We start from the raw sequence: 24,919 nt of genomic DNA, 5'->3' as shown, positions 1-24,919 counted from the left end.
GGGGTAAACAACTAACCAACCTAAAAACTATCTTACTGCTTTCCGCTGCGCCTTGATCTTACACCGGAGTTGCTACTTCTTCTAGAACTGCTGTTACCTGAGCTTCTTCTTACTGTTGTTGTGCTTCTAGATACAGTGCGCTTTGGTTTGCTACTTCTGCTAACACTTGATCTATTGGTACTACTAGCCTTAGGCTTTCTATACGTAGTACTTGTACTTCGGGTAACCGTTCTTTTGTTTGTACTTGGCCTATTTACTGTAGACCTATTGTTATTTCTATTCTGAGGTTTTCTATACGTAGTACTTGTACTTCTAGTCACCGTCCTACTCCTTGGTGTATTGGTAACTTCTCGTTTAGTAACTGTCCTACTATTAGATCTCCTTGTTACTTCTCTATTTGTTGTAGACCTTACCTTGTCTTTTCTGTAATTTCCTTCTCTAACTGTTCTATTGTTATTAGAGTTTCGTCTAAGGTTACTACTAGACCTACTTACGGCATTGCCTTTTCTGTAATCATCATTTCTATAGTTACGTCTGTCAACATTTCGGTTACTTCTGCCATAATCCGCATTGTTTCTTCTTATGTTGTTGTTGCGTCTTGTAACACGTTTATCATTTCTATAGATATTATCTCTTCTATAATGTCTGTCATTTCTGTAGGTACGTCCTATTCTTGCGTAACTTCTTCTATAGTTGTCTCTATAAGGTCTATAATAGGTGTAACGAATAGGCCTGTAATACCTTCTGTATGGTCTGGTGTATACGTTACAGAATCCAACATTTGGTCTTATAAAATACCTATGGAACGGTCTGTACACATAATGTCTGTTATAAATATTGATGAATCCAGTATAGTGACTAAATACACCTCCATTGTAATAAACATGCAATCCACCAACTCTGCGCACACGCCCATTTCTATACCAAACATCTACTCCACCAATTTGGGAAACACGTCCATAATAGTCATAAAAAATCGGGATGTTTTCAACTTGGATTACAGCACCGTAATCATCATACTGTACAAATGGATTATAATTATAACCTGAATTGAAGGTGACACCAACATTACCAATACGGGCACCCACACCAACATTTACTTGATTATCTAAATAAAAATCAAATTCACCATCAGGGTACACTGAAAAAGTTACCCCATTTTCCACAAAAATGAATGAATTACCATATCTGTAAGAAGTGGTGATAATGGATTTGTCTACTTCCGCTGCGTGGATATTAGGAATACCCAGGAGCACTGCTGCTATAATGAGTACTAACTTTTTCATACTATAGGGTTTTAAATTCTGGATATAATTATTTACATCCAAAAACTAATAACCAAACAGCGTGCCAAAAATTTGGAATTATATGTAACTATAAGATAATCAGGAAGATATTACTCAGTAATCACAAATACAGATCTTCTATTCAATTGATGTGCGGCTTCTGAACAATCAACTCCATTGCTGCAATCATTGAGCAATTGCGTTTCACCATATCCTTCGGAACTCAACCTGTTTTTTGGTATTCCATTGGCAATCAACCATTCAAGCGTGGAGTTGGCTCTTTTTTGGGACAAACGCATGTTGAAACTATCGCTTGACCGGGAGTCTGTATGTGATTCTATATGAATTTTGATTTGAGGATACTGTTTTAAGGCTTCCAATATTTTAGCAAGCTCTACTTCCGCGTCTTCACGAATGGTATATCTACCGTAATCAAAATATATGGGCTGAAGATTTAATCTACATCCTAAATCGTTATCTGCGCAATCTGGGTAGGAGCGCGCAAGATCAATGCTTAATTCTTCTGTACCGCGAGGTGTATTTATAATTTTTTCCATAGGGTCATAACCTTGGATTTCATGCTGAGCCCTTACCGTATACTGCATGCTACAATCCAAGATTTGTGTAAAATGGTAATTCCCATCGGCATCTGCTATTGTTTCTTCCAATACAGCGTTATTGGAATCTAATAATATGACAGTGGCACCATAGATGGGATTTGAAGTATTTGCATCGGTTATGGTTCCGACTGCGGTAATTTCTCCGCAAGTTTCCCAGACACGATAGATATCGTCTGATGCGCTTCCAGCTTTTCCTTCTCGATTAGAGGAAAAATAACCAATCTGTTTGGCCTCATTCATTATGTAACCAAAATCGTCCATTTTGGTATTAATAGGTTGTTTAAGATTTAAGATTTGCTTAGACGTATTTTCTTCGTTCAAGTCGGTTACAAAAATGTCCAAACCGCCCAGTCCCAAATGACCATCGCTAGAAAAATATAGTTTGTTGGAATCGCTTATAAATGGAAAGGTTTCCCTTGCCTCCGTATTTATTTCTGGACCTAAATTAACCGGGGTGCCATAAGAGGAATCACCCAAAATATCCACATACCATAAATCCGAAAGACCAAGGGAACCTGCCATGTTTGAAGAGAAATACAATCTTTTGCCATCTGTGCTCAAAGCGGGGTGCGCAACGGAATAAGAATCATTGTTGAATGGAAGTTCCTGTATATTGCCCCAGTTACCCTGCTCATCTTTGGTAGCTTTAAAAACTTTCAAACTGACCAATTTCTGTTTTCCGCGTTTCTTTTTTCCATCTAAATAGTTATTCCTAGTGAAATACACTGCATTTCCATCTTTGGAAAAAGTTGCAGTAGATTCATGTAGGGGAGAATTGATTTCACCTTTGAGCGGTTCTGGATTTTTCAATTTCCAGTCTTCATCAATCTCTGCTTCATACAAGTCCACATAGGGTAACCCCGACCAATTATGCACTTTATTGCCCTTAGCTCCATTAGAAGATGTGGCATATACAAGTTTATTTCCCATAAACGCAGGACCAAAATCCGAACCTTCCATAGCTTGAGTAACATTCAGGATTTCATACTTTTTTGACTCGAAATCGGCCAAACTATCCAGTGTATTGTAATCATTCATAAATATTTCTGCAATTCTTGAACTTGCGGACAAGCCTGCATACTTCCCCATGACTTTTTTTGATTCCTGATAGTTCCCAGTACTTTTTAGACTTTGAGCGGTTCTATAGTAGTAGACTGGTTTTGTTTCATTGGGAAACCTATCCAACAGTTTTTTATACCACGTTAATGCTTCGGTATAATTGCTATTGAAATAATAGGTGTCTCCTAGATTTTCGAACAATTGTGGGGATTCATAGCCATTTTGAGCTACTTTAAGGTAAATTTCCCTTGCATCGATATAATCGTAGGAGTTAAATTCCTTATTCGCTTTTTTTACAATACTTTTTTGGGCATAGGTGCTCGCAGCTAACAATAAAGTGAGTGCGATACAATGGACTATTCGGCTGAACATATTTCTTGGGGTTTAAAAGAATCTCGGTGCTACTATCCGTTCGGCTCTATTGAAAACATCAATTCTTAGCATTGCCTCATAAGACCCATCGCTGTAATCTTCGATGGCCGTGGATTGGTAATCGTAACCAATGCCAGTGAATACGGTGTCCGATATTTGAAAGCCCAGTAGGCCACTTATAGAGGCATTCCATCGGTAGGAGGCACCAAATACAAACTTTTCGTTCAACATGAAATTTGCGGACATATCCCATTGTAGTGGTGCTCCGCTCACTACTTTCATCATCGTAGCTGGCTTGAATTTTAAATTGGGATTCAATTCGAACACATAGCCAGAGATCAAAAAGTAATGTAAACGGTTTATTGCCACATTTTCCAAATCTTGGTCTTGCAGTGAATTTTTATCGAAATTTTGAACATTCAAAAAGTTGGGAACAGAGAGGCCAACATAAAAACGCTCGGAATTAAAGTACAAACCAGAACCAATCTGTGGTTGAATTTTACCATCTACGTTGCTTCCGAAATAAGGGTCATTGGGATCAAAAATGTTGAGTTTTTGATAATTGATGTCCAGGTAATCGATACCCGCCTTCAGACCGAAGGAGAGTTTACTTACGGCATTTCTAGATAAGTGAATGGCATAAGCAAAGTCCATAACCACATTGGATTCTGATGCTGGCCCAATTTGGTCGTGCACAATGGAAAGACCAACCCCCATATTGTCATAAAAGCCAACGGGTAAATTCACTGTGAAGGTACCTGTTTGTGGCGCGCCTTCCAGATTGAGCCATTGTGATCTACCTAGGACTCCAAAGCTTAGGGTCTCTCTAGACCCCACATACGCTGGATTGATGACCTGGGTGTTGTACATGTATTGTGTATACTGGGGATCTTGCTGCGCAGTGCCTTCGTAAACAGCGCATAGGACTAAAAAAATCAGAAGACTAGTTAATTTGCAAACTTTATTCAAGTACGCGGTTGGTTGGTTCATGGGATTGTTCTTAATCGCGGTTGATGTATAAATACCCTGAGTAGGTAGCTTGTCCAGGGTTGTTTTCCTCATCAAATTTTAAGGTATAGAAATAGGTGCCACTAGGAAGGGTGCGTTGCTGTGAAATGGTGGCTCTTCCTTCTGAAACCCCAGTAAATAAATTATTTCCAATACCGTAACCTTCAGCTTCGTATACCAACACGCCCCATCTATTGAATATTTTCAAACTATTCTCTGGGAAATTCTCAACCCCATTGATTCGGAAGAAATCATTGATTCCATCTCCATTTGGAGTAATTCCAGTAAAGACTTCAAATTCCTGGTTGATAGGATCTTCTGGATCAATGGGATTATCAGGATCACAACCATCTATTACTGTTGTTCTTGTTGTATCATTTTCGTCAAAGGAATTATCATCAGAAAAATCAAGAACGGATTGCTGGGAAACTACGGATTGTGCAGCAACCACTGCTTGGTTTTCCACATAACCGGTTTCTAAGTCTTTTGCAGTCAATACATAGGAAGCTGTAAATGTCCATTCTTCACCTAAATCTAGTATGCCATTAGAATTGTCATCGCCTTCGGATAAGGTGTATTCAGTCTCTGCATCAAGTAAATTATCCTCAAGTATTATATTGTTCAATGGCTCACTACCTCGGTTGGAAACAATAAAGGAATAGGTGATGGCTTCTGGACATTCATCGTCGTTCAAATCCGTGAGATAACCAAGTTTAATCAAGGCAATGCCTACTTCTGTGTTGACGCACGTATTGCTTAGCAAGGTTTGGGTCGCATCATTTTCATCATAACTAGTATCATCTGAATCGTCCGAAACTTCAACATCGCCCTGCGTCCATGCGGTAACCGTGGCTTGATTGGTAACGTCACCATCCGTCTGATTTTGTTCGGTAATGGCATAATACGATTCATAAGTCCAAGTTTCGCCTATGCTCAAGACCCCATCATCGCCGTCGTCGGAACCTGTTTTTGGCCCGGCAACAATCCCCATAAGCAAGGGATCAACCAGTTCAAGATTAACAAGATCAGCATTTCCATTGTTTAAAACAGTGAAGGTGTATAAGATACTTTCATCACAATCATCTTGATCTAGATCACTAAGTTGCCCTTGTTTGATAAGGCCAATTCTTGGTACTTGACAAGAGGTTACATCTGTAACCGTCATCCCATCCAAAAGGTGATCCGATGGGTGAGAATCATCCAATACGGTAACATCCGGAAGACTTACCGCATCTGCCTCCACGGTAGCTTGGTTATTTACTACACCATTATTAACATCGGTTGCGGTTAATAGGTAGGATGCCGTATAGGTCCATGTTTCACCCATGTCCAATATGCCATCGTCGTCAAAATCACCCGAATCTGGTGTATTGGGTACTGTGACTTTATCATCCAATATTTCGATATCCATTAAGTCCTGATTCCCTGGATTAGCAACTACAAACGTATAGTCTATGGTAGTACAATCTTGACTTATCACTCCAGACTTAACTATGGTAATACTTGGAATACAGCCTAATAGACTGGTGGTGGTGTCGCCATCCATCGCAATGTCGAAAGGATGTGATTCGTCGCTTAGGGTTATCGCGGGCTGGGCTGCCATGTGGGCATTCACGGTGGCCCTGTTGTCCACTTGTCCATTGTTCAGGTCGGTTGCGGTTATCGGGTACGAAGCGTTGTATTCCCAGGTCTCGCCCACATCCAATAGTCCATCGAGGTCATCGTCCCCTGAAACATATGTTGGGGGCACGGGCAACAGCAGGTCATCGATGGAATCGATGTTAAGTTCCACGTTCCCGTTGTTGTTCACGTTGAAGGTGTAGTTGATGTTGGTACAGGTCCCGTCCACGGCGCCCGTCTTTAGGATGTTGATATTGGGCACGCAACCGGAAAGGTCGGTTGTGGTGTCGTCATCCAACGCGATGTCGGAGGGATGTGATTCGTCGGATACAGTGATGGCGGGCTGAGCGGCCACGTGGGCATCCACAGTGGCCCTGTTGTTCACTTGTCCATTGTTCAGGTCGGTTGCGGTTATCGGGTATGAAGCGGTGTATTCCCAGGTCTCACCGACTTCCAACACGCCTATTATGTTACCATCTCCAGAGACATATGTTGGTGGTGCAACCAACAACGGATCTTCGATGGAATCGATGTTAAGGTCCACGTTTCCGTTATTGTTCACGGTGAAGGTGTAGTCGATGTTGGTACAGGTCCCGTCCACGGTGCCTGTCTTGATGATGTTGATATTGGGCACGCAACCTGAAAGGTCTGTGGTGGTGTCGCCATCCAATGTTGGATCGGTAGGGTGGGATAGATCATTTACAATAATACCTGGGAACCCCAATACATTCGCACTAATGCTGGCTTGATTATCCACTTGGCCATTGGTTAGGTCAGTGGCCGTAATAGCGTAAGATGCGGTAAACACCCAAGTTTCATCTGGATCTAGGATATTGTCTAAATCGCTGTCACCAGAATCTGGTAAATTAGGTATTGTGATTAGTGGATCAGTAATTTCAAGGTTTTCCAATTCTTGATTGTTCTGACTTTCATTCACCACCGTAAACTCATAATTAATGTTTTCGCAGTTGCCATCTAACGCCTCTTTTTTTATAAGACTAATACCAGGAACACATACGGTTAAATCGCTTATTGTTGGACCATCATCAAAAAGATCTGATGGATGTGAGCGATCGGTAAAAAAGAATCCGGGATACTCCAGAACTTCCAAGGCCACTTCGGATCCATTACCAATGCTACCTGCCATTAAATCGGCTTCTTTTAATTGATAAGCTGCCGTAAAGGTCCAGGTTTCTCCGGGCTCTAACTCATTCAAATTATCAACATCCCCAAATGGGCCAGCCGGGATTATTTCAATATTATCATCTGTTATGGTAACATTGGCGTATGTTAAATTTGAACTTAAATTTGTGACGGTATACGAATATTCAATCTCCTTGCAATCTTTTATGGATCCAGTTTTTAATAATCCAAATTGCGGTTGACAACCCGTGAGATCAACAACCGTAGGTCTATCTTCAGTAGTGTTTTCATAATCAGAAATGTCATACCCCATAACAAGTGGCGAAGAATCGTATAAAACTGCCTCAAAAAAAGCTTGGTTAACAACCTGACCTGTTACAATATCGCTGGCTGTAATCGGAACTGTTTCGGTAAAGACCCAAGTCTCACCAGAATCTAATATGTCGTTTCCATTGTCACCAAACTCCAGTGTTGGTGAAAAACCAGGTATAGATGGGTCATATAGTGCAAATGGTTCGTATGCATCACCTAGATCTCCTTCATGTCTGACTTCAAAACGATATTTAATAAACGCACACCCATCAGAATCACCTAGAGCACCTTCAAGTTCAAATGTTTTAATTAATGAAATACCCGAATCTCCTTGGCAAGGAACAAATGTAAATGTAGGTTCATCACCTTTAAAATCAGTAGGGTGGGAGGTGTCACTTACTGTAGTCCCTGTCGCTGCTCCAACGACTTGGGCGGTTACTGTAACCCAGTTGGAAATTTCTTGATCTGTTATATGAATGTCTTCAATAACCCTTCGCGCTTTTAGATCCCAGTTTTCAGTTGGCTCCATTATCCCATTATTGTTAAGATCACCGGAAAGAGAGGACATATCCACAATAAATTGCGGATCACCTGGGTCTTCTATGATGAAATCGGTGAGGGATTCGTTGTTGGTGCCCGTGTTTATAATAAGAATATTGTATTCGACATATTCGCAACCAGGCTTCTCACCAGCCCAGTTGACGGTTTCACCTTGAAGAACCACTTGCAACCCAGCAACTAGAGCGGTATTGGACGTTGCATTACTGGCTTTGCCTGGGGCATTGCCTAGTAGAACACCGGCTAAAATAATTGTAGCGCCAATGGCATATTTGGTTTTGGATTTTGAATTAAGTAGGGATAGGAACATGACATATAGGTTTGGAGCTCCGCAAATAGGGATTTTTGAGATTTGAAAATCTCACCCGAATAGGAGCTGAGCTTATTTGATCACCAATTTTTTGGTATTCACAAGAAGGTCTTTTTTAAAGGCCATCATAAGGTAAATTCCTGGGGGAATATCACTTACATCATAACTTTCATTGGAGGTGAACGCTTTGATTACATTGCCGGATAAATCATAGATAATGACTCGGTCAATACTTACTTCGCAATCCAAATGGATACGGTCTTCAGCTGGGTTGGGGTAGAGGGAGACAGTGTTTCTGGTTTCTTCACTGTCGACATCTGGAGTACGATCCTCTTCGTCAGTATCTTCTGGTTCATCATTGGATTCCGGATTTTCTTCACCTTGGTCTTCTTCACCTGTAGGCTCTTCTTCTTCCTCTTCTTCCTGCCCTTCTTCGGCATCATCACCTATGGCACATAAGGCGTTTGCATCTATGTACTCATTGTTGTCTTGAATATAAATCTTGGGTTCATCATCATATTCAGGATGGGGCAGTACTGCTTCAAACTTGCAAAGATTGAGCACCTTAAGTTTAGTATGTCCGGATAGATATAAATATTTTGTGGTATTTCGTAGTTCAGGTGCTTCTATTTTCAATATTTGGCTATTCCCATTTATGAAAAAATAGTCACCAGTTAACAACAACATTGGGAAATGAATCTCTTTTATTGTTACATTTTGGTGAAAATATAGATGACCTACAATTTCCTCGAGACTATTAGCGTCATAATATTCTAATTTGCCGTTTTGGTGAAAATACAGGTCTTCACCGATGTGCCTTAGTAAAGGATTGTCAACAATTTCCAATTTTGGGTTTTTATGAAATGAGAAGTCTTTTTCAACAATTTCCAAAGCAGGTAATTTTACATTTACCAAGCTTTCAATTGAAGCTAGGTAGACATCTCCCATTGTTTTAAGTTTTGGAAATTCAATGGAAACCAAATTCTGGACGTCAGCGATGTAAGTGTTCTCGACATATATCAAATTTGGAAAAACCAACTTTGTAGGTTGTTCAAAATTGTAATAACTATAGTAGATATCTTCCAGCGTTTCATCCAATATCTCGATGACCACGACATCTTCCTCCATGCTGCCATCAAAATTTTTGGCATAGGAGAAGCAAACCGTTAAACTAAAAAGCAATAGCGTAATTTTTTTCATAAGCATATATTTATAGGTGTTCTGCTAGTGATGGGGTACACTACAACCTAAAACTACTAGTAGCCTTGCTTATGACTTACCTATAATATATGTATGGGGCATTTGAATTGACGAATGCCCGTTTTCAATTGACGGATTTTTTAAGATTCCTGAGTTTGAACCTCTGTGAAGTGTTAAAAACTTAACTGCTATAACTTCTCCTTAAGATAGGAAGCAGTTACTGATTTATTGATTTTGAGCAGCTCTTCTGGGGTGCCTTCCGCAACTAAATTCCCACCATTTTCACCGCCTTCTGGACCCAAGTCAATAATATAATCTGCGCATTTGATCATCTCTATGTTGTGTTCAATGACCAAGACGGAATGTCCTTTGTCCAAAAGTTCTGTAAAGGACTTCAGTAGCTTTTTTATATCATGGAAATGCAAACCAGTTGTGGGTTCATCAAAGATGAACAAGGCTTTTTCCTTGGAATTGCCCTTCACCAAAAAGGACGCTAATTTTATACGTTGTGCTTCACCTCCTGAAAGCGTGGAAGAAGATTGTCCCAAAGTAACATAACCCAGTCCAACATCCTGTAAAGGCTGCAGTTTGTTCACTATTTTGGATTGGCCATGTGTTTTAAAGTGGTCGATTGCCTCATTAATGGTCAAGTTGAGGACATCATCGATGTTTTTACCTTCAAACTGAACTTCAAGTATTTCTTTCTTGAATCGTTTTCCTTCACAAACATCGCATTCCAAATGCACATCGGCCATGAATTGCATCTCTACGGTTATCTCTCCTTCGCCCTTACACTTTTCACAACGACCACCATCTACATTAAATGAAAAGTGTTTTGCTTGATATCCTCTGAGTTTACTTAATTTTTGAGAAGCGAATAGGCTTCGGATATCGTCGTACGCTTTTATATAGGTTACTGGATTAGATCTTGATGACCGCCCAATTGGGTTCTGGTCCACAAATTCCACATGCTTGATATGTGCGTATTTCCCATCAATTTTAGTAAACTGTCCCGCTTTTTCACCATACCCACCTACTTCTTTTAAAAGTGAAGGGTAGAGAATTTTACGAACCAAGGTACTTTTTCCGCTGCCTGATACCCCAGTGACCACGGTCAACATGTTCAGTGGAAAAGTTACATCGATGTTTTTTAAGTTGTTTTCACGGGCACCAATGATTTGAATGTAATTTTTGGAATTTCTTCGTTCCGAGGGCACCGCAATCTCCTTTTCACCATTTAAGTAGTCGGCAGTAAGCGAATTTGCCTTAAGAATCTCATCCAAATTACCCGTTGCTACTACTTCACCACCCAAAGTACCGGCCTCGGGACCAATGTCAATTACTTCGTCCGCTGCCTTCATGATGTCCTCATCATGTTCTACCACAATTACAGTATTACCCAAATCACGCAAGGATTTCAATACATCAATAAGGTTTTCAGTGTCTTTGGGATGTAATCCTATACTTGGCTCGTCCAAAATATACATGGAGCCCACCAAGCTACTTCCTAAAGATGTTGCCAAATTAATGCGCTGACTTTCTCCTCCTGATAACGAATTGGATTTACGATTTAATGTTAGATAGCTGAGACCGACCTTGGACAAAAACTCCAGACGTGTTGTGATTTCCTTTAGCAATCTTTTTGCGATGGTACTGTCATGTTCTGAAAGTTCCAATTGTTCGAAGAATGGAACCAACTTCTTGATCGGGAGTTCTATCAAATCAGAAATAGAATGTCCTCCAACTTTCACATAATCCGCCTCTTTACGCAAACGCCTACCTTTACACATGGAACATTTGGTTTTTCCGCGATAGCGCGAAAGCATAACCCGATTCTGGATTTTATAGCTTTTTTCTTCCAACATTTGAAAAAATGCATGCAACCCGGTAAAATGTGCATTGCCTTCCCAAACCAATTGCTGTTGTGCTTCGGTGAGTTCAAACCAAGGTTTGTGAATTGGGAAATCGAATTTGTATGCAGAATTTACCAGCTGATCCCTATACCAAGACATGCTTTCCCCTCGCCAAGGAAAAACCGCGTTTTCAAATATGGATAACGACGTATTGGGAACAACTAAATCTTCATCTATTCCAATGACATCGCCATAGCCTTCACATTTAGGACAGGCACCATAGGGATTGTTGAAACTGAACAGATGCACATTCGGTTCCAAGAATTTTATCCCATCCAGCTCAAATTGATTACTGAATGTTCGGATTTCCTGTGTTTCCAGATTCTCAATTGCACATTGTCCTTTGCCTTCAAAGTAGGCATTGTCCACAGCGTTACCCAGACGATTGTAAAAGTCTTCATCGTTTTTTATAATGATACGATCCACAACCAAATCAAATTTTCGACCGATATCATCAGGTACTTGATCAATTCGAATGACCTCACCTTTATGTTTTATACGGGCATAGCCTTGTTTGGAGAATAGTTCCAAGGATTTCAAAGGATCTCGTTCCTCTTTTATGGTGATTGGAGCTAAAAGCAGCAGCTTGGTTCCTTCATCCATGGATTTAACCAAATCAATAACATCAGAAACGGTGTTCTTTTTAACTTCATTCCCAGAAATAGGGGATATGGTTTTTCCAATCCTGGCAAATAATAATTTAAGGTAGTCGTAGATCTCCGTGGTGGTCCCCACAGTAGACCGTGGGTTGGTTGAGTTCACTTTTTGCTCAATTGCGATTGCCGGAGCTATACCTTTAATATAATCAACCTTAGGTTTGTCCAATTTTCCCAAAAACTGTCTTGCATAGGAAGAAAGGCTTTCCACGTACCTTCGTTGACCTTCAGCATAGAGCGTATCAAAAGCCAAACTGGATTTACCAGATCCGGATAAACCGGTAATAACCACTAGTTTGTTACGAGGTATTACAACATCTATGTTTTTGAGGTTGTGGAGTTTGGCACCCTTTATGATGATATTTTTCTTAGGATCGACGTTGTCAACCGAGGTCATATGTTAAAATTTGAGACCCAAAGATACGGTAGAAGACAGTTAATACGTATATTGCATGAGTTAACATCGGAAAAAGCCCAAATCACAACATTGTTTTTTCGCGAGCATACTGATTTTCTATATTTGGTATGTAATTAAAACGCTGATAGGCCTATACAGAAATAATTACTTTTTTACAATTTAAACTAATACGCTAAACCCTTCTTGGTAAAGGAAGGATGGCGATTATAACCAAAAAAGTAATTTGTATGGAACTACAGATTGATGACTCGATATTAGTTAAGAACTACATTGGTGGGGATGAAAAATCTCTAGAAGTCCTGATCAACAGGCATAACCAAAGAATTTCCAGTTTTATTTATTCAAAAGTTTTGGATAGGGATGTGGCTGAAGACATATTCCAAGATACTTTCATTAAAGTAATCAAAACTTTAAAACGTGGATCATATAGCGAAGAAGGTAAGTTTCTTCCTTGGGTAATGCGAATTGCACATAACCTGATCATTGATCATTTCAGAAAGAATAAAAGAATGCCCAAATTTGAGGGCAGCGACGACTTCAATATCTTTTCAGTCATCAAGGATGAGAAGTTGAACGCAGAGAAACAAATCATCAAAGATCAAATTGATAGTGATCTTACACTTTTGATTGAAGAATTACCTGAAGATCAGAAAGAGGTATTGATGATGCGAATCTATAAGGATATGAGTTTTAAGGAAATATCCGAAAACACTGGGGTTAGTATTAATACAGCCCTTGGTAGAATGCGATATGCATTGATCAACCTTCGTAAAATCGTAGATCGTAACAATATCGTTTTAACGAATTAATTGGCATTCTGTCGAACGCGACAATATTTCAATTCTAGCGCCGTTATCTAATTGTAACATTTATGCTAGAATATGGAAAACATTTACTCTGAAGAACAAGAAACCGTAAAAACGGTAAAGACAAGAAGGGAAAAAGTTGATTTCCTGTTGAACTATTCAAAATCACTTCGTGTAGTTGATTACAAAAACCACAAATTTGAAGTAACATTGAATTAATTACTTAAAAAAGTTTCAAAAAGGGCCGCAATTAGCGGCCCTTTTTGCTTTTATAGTATTCATTCAACACGGTTTTTCTACCTATTGTTTTGGTAATTATGTCTTTTTCCAGGTCCCATCCACGGGCTGGAGAATATTCCCTACCATACCAAATAATTTGTAAATGAAGACGATTCCAGATTTCCTCAGGGAACAACCTTTTGGCATCTCTTTCTGTTTGTACCACATTTTTGCCATTACTGAAACCCCATCGATACATTAATCGATGAATATGGGTATCCACTGGAAAGGCAGGAATACCAAAGGCTTGTGAAACCACTACACTTGCGGTTTTATGGCCTACTGCTGGTAATTCTTCCAAAAGCTCAATAGCCCTTGGCACTTCACCATTGTATTTTTCAATAAGGATCTGTGATAGACCATAAATCCCTTTAGATTTCATTGGGGATAGACCAACAGGTCGGATAATATCTCTGATTTCATCAACGGACAATCGTACCATGGCGTATGGATTATCTGCTTTTTCAAATAATAAAGGAGTTATTTGATTCACCCGAACATCCGTACTTTGTGCGGATAGTAAAACCGCAATCAAAAGGGTATACGGGTCTTTATGATCTAATGGTATTGGAATTTTCGGATATAACTCGTCAAGTGTACGAATGGTAAAATCTATCTTTTCTTTTTTTGTCATTTTTGTTTAACTTTGAATAAAATAAATTAAACATTATAAATTATACGTTCCAATGAATACATTGAAAGTAGGAGATAAAGTACCAGAATTTTCAGCAAATGACCAAGATGGAAATCCAATAAAACTTAGCGATTATGCCGGAAAAAAACTTGTGGTTTTCTTCTATCCCAGAGCAAATACACCAACATGTACTGTAGAAGCCTGCAATATTAGGGACCATTATTCTGATTTACAGGAAAATGGCTATGAAATTCTTGGTGTTAGTGAGGATACCGAAAAAAAACAGACCAATTTTAGGAACAAATTTGAGTTTCCTTATCCGCTGTTGGCCGATACGGAACATAATGTAATAAATACCTTCGGAGTCTGGGGCCCAAAAAAATTCATGGGTAGGGAGTTTGATGGTATTCACCGCAAAACCTTTGTGCTAGATGAAAATGGTGTTATTACCAAGGTAGTGGACAAGGTAAAAGCAAAGGAGCACGCTGCCCAGATTTTGGACTAATTAAGCCTCTTCCTTTTCTTTTTCAGGTAATGCTTTCTTTGCGAAAAGCTGTTTTTCCTTAATCATTTCAGCAATACCCTCAGGAAGCATTTCCTCCCAGCCATCTTCACCACTAGTAATTCTGCGTAGTACCTCCCTAGAGAAGATGTGCATGATATCTGGGTCGTAATCTATAATGTCCATAACCTTTCCGTTGTACTTGAAAAACTTGTACAATTCCTTCATTCTAGGATGAACTTTTACGTTGTTACTTGTCATTACCTGACCGGTTTCTGCATCCTTCATTGGGTATAAATACACCTTCAAATCTTTGAAGAACAATTTACCAAAGGCTTCAAGTATTCCACCACTTAAATGACGGTAGTATTTTTCATCAAATACATCCACCAAGTTATTTACGCCCATGGTAATACCAATTTTGGCTTTGGTATAATTATTAAAATATTCCACAAGCTTATAGTACTCCTTGAAATTGGAAATCAACACCGTATGGCCCAGGGAACTTAGCAATTCCGCACGATCCATAAAATCTTGTTCATCAATTTCACCAGACGCTTTTAAGTTTGAAAGCGTAATTTCAAATACGACAATGGTGTTTTCATATTCAACGGTTTGTTCCCGTACGAAAATATCGTACGATTTTTGGAACATGTCCATATTAACCTTGGTCACAGGTCTGAAACTTCCTCTAAGTGCCAAGATGTTCTTCTTATATAGGACAGCAGCCGGAAGTAGATTATGTCCATCAGGGCCAAACATAACCGCATCCGTCATGTCATTTCTGATAAGCTGCAAACTCATCAATCTATTATCTACATCCTTAAAATGTGGTCCTGTAAAATTGACCATGTCAATTTCAATGGTGTCTCGATCAATATGATCGTAAAGGTATTTTAATAGTTTCTTGGGTTTGTGGTACTTGAAAAAAGCACCGTAAATCAAGTTCACACCCAAAGTACCAAGGGTCTCTTGTTGCAACCTTGCTTCGTTTTGTTTGAAACGGATATGAAGTACGATTTCGTCGTATTCCTTCTGCTTTGGATCCAATTGAAATCGGATTCCAACCCATCCGTGACCCTTATATCTTTTTGAAAAATCAATGGTGGCTACTGTATTGGCAAAGGAAAAGAACAAATAATCAGGATTGTTTTCCCTTGTGATTCGTTCTTCCACCAATTTCATCTCATGGGCCAACATTCGTTTTAAGCGTGGTTGGGTCACATATCTTCCGTCCTGTTCCACGCCGTAAATGGCATCACTAAAAGATTTGTCATAGGCACTCATGGCCTTTGCAATGGTACCAGAAGCACCCCCGGCCCTAAAAAATTGACGTGCAGTTTCCTGACCAGCGCCAATTTCAGCAAATGTTCCGTAAATATTTGGATTGAGGTTAATCCTAAGCGTTTTTGCTTTTATCGAAGGAATGTTTTCGAAAGCGTTTTCAGTGGATTTTACAGTGGACATAACCGATGTTTTATGGGTAACAAAGTTACACTCTTCCTCAAATCTATTAAATAAATAAGTTATAATTTTGATTTTAATGGATGAGCAGATGACCATTACTTTTTTAGGTACCGGCACCTCTCAGGGAATTCCTGTAATTGGTAGCAAGCATCCGGTTTGTTTAAGCACTGACCCTAAGGACAAAAGACTTCGGGTTTCCGTGTTGGTCTCTTGGAAAAACTATAATTATGTGGTAGACTGTGGTCCTGATTTTCGGCAACAAATGCTGAAGAATTCCATTGACCAAATTGATGGCATACTTTTTACCCACGAACACGCGGATCATACAGCAGGTATTGATGATATTCGCCCCTTTTTTTTTAGACAAGGAGACATTCCAATTTATGCGCATAAACGTGTAATAGAGTCCTTGAAAAGACGTTTTGACTACATTTTCGCGGATGAGAACCGCTACCCAGGGGCTCCGGCCGTTAAGGTCTTTGAAGTGGAGTCTTCCCAGAATTTCCGCCTAGGGAATTTGGAGATTATACCAATCAAAGTATTCCATAATCGTTTGGAGGTTTTAGGCTATCGGTTTGGTGATTTTACCTATTTAACGGATGTAAAACGAGTGGAAAAGGAGGAAATAGACAAAATAAAAGGGTCCAAGGTTTTAGTAGTGAATGCTTTACGCGAAGAGGCACATCATTCCCATTTCAATTTAGAAGAAGCACTGGAATTCGCGGAAGAAGTGGGAGCAGAGCAGACCTACTTTACACATATTAGCCATTTGCTGGGTTTCCATGAAGAAGTAGAAAAGAAATTACCTGCCAATGTACATTTGGCATATGACAACCTAAAATTGAACGTTTAAATCATATGAAAAATAAAATTTTCCTTTACCTTTTTGTATTTGCGGCATTAATTGCCCTGTATCAATTCGTTAGCACCAATAACCTACAAAAAGCGCTAAACAAAGACATTTCGTCATTGGAAGCAAAGGTTGAGAAATTGGAGGATTCCGTGCAAAAGTCCCAACTTCGGATATTGGATATCCAATACTTCTCATTGGAAAACAATGATGATGCCTTGGCCTATTACGATCATTTGAATTTACAAGACCCAGTTAGATACATTGAAGATAAATTGTTGGAAACCAACGAACAAAAAGGAAACAACCCATTAGTTCCCTACGATGGTATGGAAAGTGACTTTAAAATAAACAAAATTAAAGTGCTCAACCATAAATGGTTACTTGCTGATTTTTCAGACGGAAAATACTGGGGAGATTTGGTCATCAAATATGAACTGCAGGATGATCTTTCGGTAGACTTTACTTTACTGGATCATTTATTATATACAAGGAGTAATTAAAGCTGCTTTATCAGCCAATCCCTGAACGAATAGAAATTTTGTTGGCTAACGCCATGTCCAATTGGAAACTCTTCATACTTGAAGTTGATTCCCAGCTCTTCTAAAATAGGTGGTGATTTTTGCGCCCATTCCAATGGAATTACCTGATCTACTTGTCCATGTGACGCATAAATATTCAACAATGAATGGTCCTTTGCTTGGTAATCGTCAATCAATATACCCTGATTAATGTATCCGCTTAGCGCGATAACATTTTTGATTTTTTCCGGATAGGATAAGGCAACGGCATAGCTCAAAATTGTTCCTTGACTAAACCCAAGTAATGTCACATTGTTTACATCAAAGTTGTAGGCCTTACTTGCTTCATCAATAAATGCCACAATCTTATCCCTACTGGTAATTGCTTGCTCATCGTCACTCCATTTACCATATTCAGCATCAAAATTAATAGCATACCACGCATGCCCAAATGGTTCCAATTTGTAAGGAGCTTGCACCGAAAATATGATGGCTTCCGTTGGTAGTTCCGAAGCAAAAGAGAATAAATCCTCCTCATTGCTACCATACCCATGAAACATGAATATGGCTGGTGGATTTTCTGATTCAATACTTGGTGGCCTTAATAAATAATCAAGGGATAACGAGGTGGGGGACATGGGTGTGATTTAAGGAATAAAGGTAAACCATTTTTGAAAATATGTTCCCACGGTCGGTAGCAAATCCTTTCTGGAATTTAGCGCACAATACAACCCAAAAAGTAGTGCCATTGCATAAATAATCCAGAGTGTAGACCAAAAAAAGATGTTGGAAACATTGGTAAGGTTAAGGTAAACTGCCAAAGAATGATAAACTAGGTGAATTCCGAACGCTTGCCTGGTATGTAACCTAGCAAAATCATGTTTAGGCTCCATATTCCTTGTAACAGCTATTAGACATCCAATAATAGTCAGATAACTAATTATTGCTGTTGTCTTTCCTGGTGTGTCCTTTCCCAAAATACTAAATTGTAATTTGATTGTTGTTGATGATTCCGTATACCTTTCCTTTTAGTTCTGAATCAAAGAACATACTATTTTTTGAGGTGGAAAGACTGGATTCCTTGGTATAAACCATTTCAGGTTCCGGGTCAAATAGGGTTAAACAGGCTTTTGCACCTTCCTTCAATTGCGGTTCTTCCAGTCCAAATCGTTCGCGTCCCTTCGTTAGAATTGTAATGGTGTTTTCCAATTCCATTAATTGGTTAAGACTTCCAAATACAGTTTCCAATCCAATGGTACCATATGCGGCGTTGTCAAATTCGACTCTCTTTTCTTCAATATCCAACGGCATGTGGTCCGAGGTTACATAATCCACAGTGCCCTCTACCAAACCTTTTAGCAAAGCCTTTGTGTCGTTTTTTTCGCGTAAAGGCGGAAGGACTTTATGGTCACTATCAAACTCCTGCAACGATTCATCCGTAAACTTAAGATTGTGTATTGCTACGCTGCAAGTTACATCCAATCCTTTCTTCTTGGCATTGGCTATTAACTTCACTGAATTGGTAGTTGAGATAGTTGGGATGTGCAACTTACCTCCAGTATATTCCAAAATGAACAAATCCCTACTGATTTGTAACTCTTCGGCCAATGACGGAATACCTTTTAGCCCCAAACTCGTTGAAACATCTCCTTCATGAACAATTCCTTTCCCTTTTACATCTAAATTTAATGGGAAGGAACAAAGTACACCATCGAAGTTTTGGGTATACAGTAACCCAATTTTCAACAGATTGGCATTTGTAATGGGTTTTTTGAAATCTGAGAATGCCACAGCACCGGCATTTTTCATATCATATAACTCGGCCAAATCAATTCCATCACCATTGGCGGTAAAACTTCCAATAGGATACAAGCTTGTTGCACTACCGTTGGCGCGGTCTTTTAAAAATACAATATCCGAGCTGGTATCAGGAATTGGTTTGGTATTTGGATTCAGCAATACATCCGTAAATCCAGAAGCAGCAGCTACTTTTAGACCGTTGCCAATTGTTTCACGTTCTTCATAGCCTGGTTCACCAAAACTAACGCTGCTATCAAACCAACCTAGCGAAACATGTAGATTCTTAAGCTTGATTTCTTTAATGTTTGAGGCGGAAGGAATGTTGGCTGCGATACGCTCGATAATTCCCTTTTTGATGAGAATATCCCGTTTTTTTAGATGGAGTGCCTTGTTGTCCTGGCATACTATTTTTGCAGACTTCAGTAGAACATTCATGAAACAAATTTTTGTATAAGCATCTCCGCTAGGGCAAAAAACAATGCTAAAATAACAAACCATTTCCAATAAGGCGTAATGGAATTTTGTGCTTTTAGATCTTCAAATAAACTCGAAACATTGTCCTTCATGCTTATTCGGTTTAAATCCCCTAGCTCCCAATAATTTAACGAACTTTCAGTCCTTGGGTAATTAAAACTGATTCTTCTAACGGTTTCTCCAGAATTATCAATTCGGTAAATACCATCCTCCAAAGGATTCTCCTCAAAATCCAGACGTACCTTGTTCGGAAAAGATTGTTGTCTAGGTATAAATTCATAGTTGTCCTTTGCCACTCTTAGAATGGCGTCCCCTTCTAATTTCATTGAAATATCCATGGAATAAGGTAAACCCAAAGTATGCTGTACGCTAGGAGCTTTTAAACTGAAAGATACCATATTGTAAAAGGTAGGGACAATCAGGGGGGAATTAATGAAATTTGAATTGTCATCGCTTAAGCTGGCCGTGAAAAGGTAAAATCCATCAATGCCAGCTAAAAATGAAGAGCTGTCATCAAACCCAAGTACTTTTGGAAAGGTAGTCGATAAACTAAAGCACGATTCGGCGGATGGGTATTGGAAATTTTGGACTCTTTTTTCGAATACTTCACGATAAACAGGATGATCAAATGAAATTTCGTTTATGTTTTTAGTTTGAACCTGTAAAGGACCCAATCTGGAAGCTCGAAAACGGCTAATGAAATTATTGTATGAGGTCAAATCTATTTCAGTCGAGGGAATAACAATAACCGTACCGCCACTTTGGTGGAAAGTTCGAAGTATGGGCTGCAATCCATTTGGGATGGAATTCAATCCATTTAGTATTACGGTATTTTGGTTGTCAATTGCGCTATAGTCAAGTTGATTCAATTTATATTCCTCATAAACAAACTCCTCCGACTTAAATAGACGTTGTAAAAAGTTGGTGTCTGTATTATTAATAGCAAGAACCTTTACTTTTTCCTTGCGATCAACATTAAAATAAAAGCTGTTGTCAAAAGTCAACCCATTATCCTGAATACTTAGCTCACCTTGAAGCTCTGTATTTGAAGGAATTGTGAAAAGAACTTCTGCTCTGCCATTTTCAGAAAATTGGGCTGAAGATTTTGCTATTAATTGCTCGGAGTTGAATAGCGAAATAGGCAATGACTCATCTAACGCACCACCAGATAATCGAACGACTAATTCTGATGGTTCGGTGAGATGATCTTCAAGTGCTATAGAATCAATGGAGATGTTTCGTTTGAGTTGGGATTGATAGGGAACAAAATACCACTGTAGAAGGCTATCCAAGTCCGTGACATCGGTTTCATCATAGCTTTGGAAATCAGAGATGACAATGGTGTTTTTAATGGTTTCCGATGAACTTTCAAACAAGCTTTTTGCTTTTAAGCCTATAGTTTCAAGGTTGAGTTGATTTGGACTATACCGTAAGGACAATAGGTCGTTTTGTATTTCTTTAATGGTCACATTTTTATACGTGTTTTCATTGGTGAATAAACTGAAAACTTCATCCTCTTGTGCATGTTTCACCAATTCCTGAACTGCTAGTTCCAACATGCTTAGACCATTATCCTTAGCCTGCATGCTAAAGGAATTATCTAGGTATATAACTGTTTGCTTTTCTATTTGGGCCAACCTGGATGCAAAATAGGGTTGCGCAAAAGCAGTCACCAAAGCTGCTAATAATAGAAGACGATTGGCCAACAACAACCATTTTTTGAGTTGCTTGCTTTTTCGCGATTCTGCAATAACCTTTTGTAGCATTGCCACATTGGTAAATGGTGTCTTTTTAAATCTGCGTAGTTGAAAAAGGTGAATGAATATGGGAATTAGTAGTAGAAGAAGAGCCCAAAGAATTTCTGGATGTTTAAACTGCATTCCCAAATGTGATTGGACAAATATACTCCATAGTATATTAACCCCTGTGTTAAGGCTTTGTTAGATTCTGAAATCAACAAAAAAAGAAATAATCTATCATGGGGTATTGTTCAAGTTCCTTAAAATAGGATTTGATTTCCGCTTGCGCAGTTTCATTGGCAACCGTTATTATACTTTGGGGGTTTTCCAATTCCTTTAGTGCATTAAAATGAACCAACTCTTTCCCATAGATCTTTTTCCCAATTTTAAGTGGATTATCACAAAGCCAAGTAATGTCAATGCCTTTAGCCATTAGTTTTTTTGCGATGGTTTTTCCTTTGAATCCGGCTCCCCAGACCACCAATGGTCGATTGGAATCATAATCCAGTTTTAAAAAGTAATGCAGCTTGATATCCAAAAAATAGTTTTGTGCATAGTGTTCATGGGTTCGCGAAGTCCTTGAATCATAATCACGCCAATGGTGTAGGACTTGTGAACAGGGAATGATTTTTAAACCTCGTTCGTAAAAACGAAAGGTAAGGTCATAATCTTCGGGGTATCTATTCGGATTGAATGCATCGCATAAGTCAAAATCATCCTTGTGCACCATCCAGCATGGTGATGGGATACAGCATTCCTTATAAATTTCAGAATAATTGGACCCGCTTTCAGTTAAGGAGTTCAGCCACAACTCATATCGCTCGTAACCATTGCTAATTCCTCTATCTGAAAAGTACTTTACTTGTCCAACGGCTACGTGCCCTTTGCCGGATTGTCTGAGTGATTCCACCATACAAAGTATCCTATTGACTGTCATGATATCATCGGAATCCATCCTGGAAATCATACTGCCAGAACAATTGGCGTAGGCAGTTTGTAAGGCAGGAATAATACCCTGACCTTTGTTCGAAATCAATTGTATTCGCGAATCTTTTTCCGCAAACTTGGCAACAATGGAATAACTATGGTCTGTGGAATGGTCGTTGACAGCCAAAACCTCCCAATTTTGATAGGTCTGTGCAATTATGGAATTTAAGCAGTCTTCAACATACTCCTCAGTGTTCTTAAATGGAATGACAAGACTTACCAGCGGATTTTTGATACTACTGTTAATTTTAGATTAGTCAAATGGTAGCAAATCAGGTTCCAAGAATTGAAGGCGAGCAAACTCATTCTGAAAAATGTCTACTTCGTAATGTTGGTCTATCAACTGTTTGAAATTGGATTTTAAGCGCGGATTCTGAAAAATAAAGGTCTTAAAATCAGAGGATTCTGTTTTTAACACAAAATGATTTACCATTTTCACCGATGCAACGGTAACAGTAGTATTGAATTTGGTACCGTCACCATGGGTTTTATCAAATTGTTTTATTTGGCTGCAGACTTTTTCAATTGCGGTTTCTAAACCATAGTTTCGGATGTAAATCCACGCTAATCTCAAATGGGCTTCATGGCTGAAAAGCACTGGATTCATGCTAGCATTTACAAATTGCGTTTCAAATTCGGAGTCATTGAGCAAATAGTGCTTTTCCATCCTTAGGAAATTACAGTTTGTTAATGGTTTCCATTGCTGCCTTCGCCATAATTTCATAGCCCTTTGGCGTTGGATGCACACCGTCTTCGGCCAAATCCTTGGATAAACCATTACGTTCGTCGGCCATTCTGGAAAAGTAATCCAGATAAGGTACTTTTTTTTCTATTGCCAAATTTTTTAGCATTTGGTTCAACAATGGAATTTTGATATTGGGTTGCATACCCGCTTTCCAAGGATAGTCGAAGGCTGGTACTACTGAGCAAATTATCGGTTTGATATTATTGGCGAGTGCCAGTTCTACCATGGATTTGATGTTTCCCGTAATTTGTTCCAAGGTAATGGGACCGGTGTTTCCTGCAATATCGTTAGTGCCAGCAAGAATAATTACTGCCTTTGGATTCAAGGCTAATACATCTTGTCTAAAACGCAATAGCATTTGTGGTGTGGTCTGTCCACTGATTCCCCGATTTACAAATGAAGGATTTTCAAAAAAAGAAGGCATACCAACAGGCCAGCCTTCTGTTATGGAATTACCCATAAATACAATTCGATTCGCATCCATCTCGGTCTTTAGCAGTATTTGGTTCTCTTCTTGGTATTTCCCAAGATTTGCCCAATCTTGCCCTATGCTGTAATTACTAAATGATAGTGAAGAAATCAAAATAAGTATTAAAATTCTATTTTTTGGCATCATTTACGGTATTTGCTAAAATTAGAAAATATATGCTCCAAGTTACTGCATAACCAGTAAATAACATAGCACAAAAAATAGTATTGTAGCTCCCATAGCCAACCAGGTGACCCTAGTGTTTTTGTGTTTTTCCACTTCCATTAGCCTACGGATTCTATTGATATCCTTTCTTGTGGATGTCTTCAGATTTAGCATTGTTACATTTTTCTTACCGTAAACGTCGTCCTTAGATTTAGTCTTTCTACGTTTTAAAAGACTTCTATTGTTTTGTAAACTTTTGATGGCATGCATCATACTACCTTCTCCTCCCATAATAATGTATTTTAAATATATGTATGGAAATACGGTAAAATGTTACATATAAATCAACAAAAATATGATTATGATAAAAATAATACAGGATTTACGCATATTTCTTCAATATAATTGAAATACGCTCCCATATGTCTGCCATCAACAAGGGCATGATGGGCTTGAACGGAAAGTGGCATTAACGAACGCTGGTTTTGTGTAAAGAATTTACCCCAGGTGATTCGCGGCACCGAATCATGTGGATGATAGTGCATGGCATGTTGAATTCCAGTAAAACTTATCCAAGGAATAGGCGACATAAAAAGGTAATCATCCCTACCAGGTTCATCCTCAATGGATGGGTTGGTTTTCATGGCTTCATTTATACGAGAAGCATCTACAATAAAGCCTTTGGAATCGAGCTGATAGGGTACTGTACAAAAACTAAATACATCGGCTTTATCGGTAGCAACAGTAAAGGAGGGATGCACAGCATTATGTTCGATTACGTCATTTCCCCGTATTCGCCATCGGAACTCCTGAATCTCATTAGCAACCCTGGATAGCACATAAACTATGCTAAACGTCATGGGTAGTTGTTGAGATTTTATATGCTGAAGCAAGTTAGTTACGTCCACATTTGCGGTAATGTTAAAATGCGGGTGGTTCATATGATTAAAGAAAGCAAAGTGCTTTTTGCGATGTTCTGAATCGAATTTTACCTTCTTCATGTATT

At 39.0% G+C, this 24,919-nt stretch carries 21 protein-coding genes; 5 read left to right on the top strand and 16 right to left on the bottom strand.

What is annotated here, in order from left to right; translation table 11 throughout:
- Positions 1 to 32: 32 nt before the first annotated feature.
- The 6 genes from M3P19_RS05860 to uvrA form a co-directional block, all read right to left on the bottom strand.
- The gene (locus tag M3P19_RS05860) at positions 33 to 1,286 is read right to left on the bottom strand and encodes a hypothetical protein (RefSeq protein ID WP_249656699.1); all 1,254 of its coding nucleotides are present in this window, start codon (positions 1,284 to 1,286) and stop codon (positions 33 to 35) included.
- A 110-nt stretch (positions 1,287 to 1,396) separates the two neighbouring features.
- On the bottom strand, positions 1,397 to 3,337 hold the full coding sequence (locus tag M3P19_RS05855) for an OmpA family protein (protein ID WP_249656698.1): 1,941 nt from the start codon (positions 3,335 to 3,337) through the stop codon (positions 1,397 to 1,399).
- 12 nt (positions 3,338 to 3,349) lie between these two features.
- A complete protein-coding gene (locus M3P19_RS05850; protein WP_249656697.1) occupies positions 3,350 to 4,399 on the bottom strand; it encodes a PorP/SprF family type IX secretion system membrane protein in 1,050 nt (349 codons plus the stop codon).
- A complete protein-coding gene (locus M3P19_RS05845; protein ID WP_249656696.1) occupies positions 4,338 to 8,288 on the bottom strand; it encodes a gliding motility-associated C-terminal domain-containing protein in 3,951 nt (1,316 codons plus the stop codon). Before M3P19_RS05845 ends, M3P19_RS05850 begins: the two co-directional genes overlap by 62 nt.
- 72 nt (positions 8,289 to 8,360) lie before the next feature.
- The gene (locus M3P19_RS05840; RefSeq protein ID WP_249656695.1) at positions 8,361 to 9,488 is read right to left on the bottom strand and encodes a T9SS type A sorting domain-containing protein; all 1,128 of its coding nucleotides are present in this window, start codon (positions 9,486 to 9,488) and stop codon (positions 8,361 to 8,363) included.
- A gap of 188 nt (positions 9,489 to 9,676) precedes the next feature.
- A complete protein-coding gene (gene uvrA, locus M3P19_RS05835) occupies positions 9,677 to 12,454 on the bottom strand; it encodes an excinuclease ABC subunit UvrA (protein ID WP_249656694.1) in 2,778 nt (925 codons plus the stop codon).
- 248 nt (positions 12,455 to 12,702) lie between these two features.
- Between uvrA and M3P19_RS05830 the strand changes: the two genes are divergently transcribed.
- Both M3P19_RS05830 and M3P19_RS05825 read left to right on the top strand, forming a co-directional pair.
- Positions 12,703 to 13,284 carry an RNA polymerase sigma factor gene (locus tag M3P19_RS05830; protein WP_249656693.1) on the top strand — a complete coding sequence of 194 codons (582 nt, stop codon included), beginning with the start codon at positions 12,703 to 12,705 and terminating at the stop codon, positions 13,282 to 13,284.
- Between the two features lie 72 nt (positions 13,285 to 13,356).
- Entirely contained in the window at positions 13,357 to 13,500 is a 144-nt protein-coding gene (locus M3P19_RS05825) for a hypothetical protein (RefSeq protein ID WP_249656692.1), read from the top strand.
- Between the two features lie 31 nt (positions 13,501 to 13,531).
- Here the strand turns inward: M3P19_RS05825 and M3P19_RS05820 are convergent, their stop codons facing one another.
- Positions 13,532 to 14,194, bottom strand: coding sequence for an endonuclease III domain-containing protein (locus M3P19_RS05820; protein WP_249656691.1), 663 nt, complete (start codon positions 14,192 to 14,194; stop codon positions 13,532 to 13,534).
- Positions 14,195 to 14,246: 52 nt separating this feature from the next.
- Here M3P19_RS05820 and bcp point away from each other — a divergent pair, with 52 nt between their 5' ends.
- Positions 14,247 to 14,699 (top strand): thioredoxin-dependent thiol peroxidase, encoded by a 453-nt coding sequence (gene bcp, locus M3P19_RS05815; RefSeq protein ID WP_249656690.1) that lies wholly within the window; start codon positions 14,247 to 14,249, stop codon positions 14,697 to 14,699.
- Here the strand turns inward: bcp and M3P19_RS05810 are convergent, their stop codons facing one another.
- Entirely contained in the window at positions 14,700 to 16,163 is a 1,464-nt protein-coding gene (locus M3P19_RS05810; protein WP_249656689.1) for a nucleotidyl transferase family protein, read from the bottom strand. It lies immediately after the preceding gene.
- A gap of 88 nt (positions 16,164 to 16,251) precedes the next feature.
- Between M3P19_RS05810 and M3P19_RS05805 the strand changes: the two genes are divergently transcribed.
- Positions 16,252 to 17,016: an MBL fold metallo-hydrolase gene (locus tag M3P19_RS05805; RefSeq protein ID WP_249656810.1), complete on the top strand. Its 765-nt coding sequence runs from the start codon at positions 16,252 to 16,254 to the stop codon at positions 17,014 to 17,016.
- A gap of 5 nt (positions 17,017 to 17,021) precedes the next feature.
- On the top strand, positions 17,022 to 17,516 hold the full coding sequence (locus M3P19_RS05800; RefSeq protein ID WP_249656688.1) for a hydrolase: 495 nt from the start codon (positions 17,022 to 17,024) through the stop codon (positions 17,514 to 17,516).
- Here the strand turns inward: M3P19_RS05800 and M3P19_RS05795 are convergent.
- From M3P19_RS05795 to M3P19_RS05760, 8 genes are all read right to left on the bottom strand, one after another.
- Positions 17,513 to 18,172, bottom strand: a complete 660-nt coding sequence (locus tag M3P19_RS05795) for an alpha/beta hydrolase (RefSeq protein ID WP_249656687.1) — start codon at positions 18,170 to 18,172, stop codon at positions 17,513 to 17,515. The two genes, M3P19_RS05800 and M3P19_RS05795, sit on opposite strands and share 4 nt — an antisense overlap.
- 343 nt (positions 18,173 to 18,515) lie before the next feature.
- The gene (locus M3P19_RS05790) at positions 18,516 to 19,769 is read right to left on the bottom strand and encodes a dihydroorotase (protein WP_249656686.1); all 1,254 of its coding nucleotides are present in this window, start codon (positions 19,767 to 19,769) and stop codon (positions 18,516 to 18,518) included.
- Positions 19,766 to 21,688 carry a BatA domain-containing protein gene (locus M3P19_RS05785; protein ID WP_249656685.1) on the bottom strand — a complete coding sequence of 641 codons (1,923 nt, stop codon included), beginning with the start codon at positions 21,686 to 21,688 and terminating at the stop codon, positions 19,766 to 19,768. Before M3P19_RS05785 ends, M3P19_RS05790 begins: the two co-directional genes overlap by 4 nt.
- Before the next feature lie 73 nt (positions 21,689 to 21,761).
- Positions 21,762 to 22,769: a glycosyltransferase gene (locus tag M3P19_RS05780; protein WP_249656809.1), complete on the bottom strand. Its 1,008-nt coding sequence runs from the start codon at positions 22,767 to 22,769 to the stop codon at positions 21,762 to 21,764.
- Positions 22,770 to 22,787: 18 nt separating this feature from the next.
- A complete protein-coding gene (locus tag M3P19_RS05775; protein ID WP_249656684.1) occupies positions 22,788 to 23,201 on the bottom strand; it encodes a hypothetical protein in 414 nt (137 codons plus the stop codon).
- A gap of 10 nt (positions 23,202 to 23,211) precedes the next feature.
- Positions 23,212 to 23,892, bottom strand: coding sequence for an SGNH/GDSL hydrolase family protein (locus M3P19_RS05770; protein ID WP_249656683.1), 681 nt, complete (start codon positions 23,890 to 23,892; stop codon positions 23,212 to 23,214).
- A gap of 42 nt (positions 23,893 to 23,934) precedes the next feature.
- On the bottom strand, positions 23,935 to 24,204 hold the full coding sequence (locus M3P19_RS05765; protein ID WP_249656682.1) for a hypothetical protein: 270 nt from the start codon (positions 24,202 to 24,204) through the stop codon (positions 23,935 to 23,937).
- 68 nt (positions 24,205 to 24,272) lie between these two features.
- Complete coding sequence (locus M3P19_RS05760) at positions 24,273 to 24,914, bottom strand: chloramphenicol acetyltransferase (protein ID WP_249656681.1); 642 nt, start codon at positions 24,912 to 24,914, stop codon at positions 24,273 to 24,275.
- Positions 24,915 to 24,919 lie beyond the last annotated feature (5 nt).

It is taken from the genome of Flagellimonas spongiicola (assembly GCF_023502425.1).
Taxonomy (GTDB): Bacteria; Bacteroidota; Bacteroidia; order Flavobacteriales; family Flavobacteriaceae; genus Flagellimonas; species Flagellimonas spongiicola.
Note: the sequence above shows the minus strand (reverse complement) of the source record. Positions and strands in the feature narration are given on the sequence as shown.